The sequence below is a fragment of the Escherichia sp. E4736 genome (genome assembly GCF_005781225.1).
Lineage (GTDB): Bacteria > Pseudomonadota > Gammaproteobacteria > Enterobacterales > Enterobacteriaceae > Escherichia.
Genome location: NZ_VATT01000065.1, coordinates 1 through 740, shown reverse-complemented (window position 1 = coordinate 740; position 740 = coordinate 1). Strand labels below are relative to the sequence as shown.

General features: G+C 52.8%; 1 protein-coding gene. It reads left to right on the top strand.

From position 1 onward, the window contains the following. Positions 1-740: elongation factor Tu (locus tag FEK46_RS23170; protein WP_138194842.1), on the top strand; the 740-nt coding region annotated here is incomplete at both ends.

Genomic DNA, 740 nt, shown 5'->3' with positions numbered 1-740 from the left:
GACATGGTTGATGACGAAGAGCTGCTGGAACTGGTTGAAATGGAAGTTCGTGAACTTCTGTCTCAGTACGACTTCCCGGGCGACGACACTCCGATCGTTCGTGGTTCTGCTCTGAAAGCGCTGGAAGGCGACGCAGAGTGGGAAGCGAAAATCCTGGAACTGGCTGGCTTCCTGGATTCTTACATTCCGGAACCAGAGCGTGCGATTGACAAGCCGTTCCTGCTGCCGATCGAAGACGTATTCTCCATCTCCGGTCGTGGTACCGTTGTTACCGGTCGTGTAGAACGCGGTATCATCAAAGTTGGTGAAGAAGTTGAAATCGTTGGTATCAAAGAGACTCAGAAGTCTACCTGTACTGGCGTTGAAATGTTCCGCAAACTGCTGGACGAAGGTCGTGCTGGTGAGAACGTAGGTGTTCTGCTGCGTGGTATCAAACGTGAAGAAATCGAACGTGGTCAGGTACTGGCTAAGCCGGGCACCATCAAGCCGCACACCAAGTTCGAATCTGAAGTGTACATTCTGTCCAAAGATGAAGGCGGCCGTCATACTCCGTTCTTCAAAGGCTACCGTCCGCAGTTCTACTTCCGTACTACTGACGTGACTGGTACCATCGAACTGCCGGAAGGCGTAGAGATGGTAATGCCGGGCGACAACATCAAAATGGTTGTTACCCTGATCCACCCGATCGCGATGGACGACGGTCTGCGTTTCGCAATCCGTGAAGGCGGCCGTACCGTTGG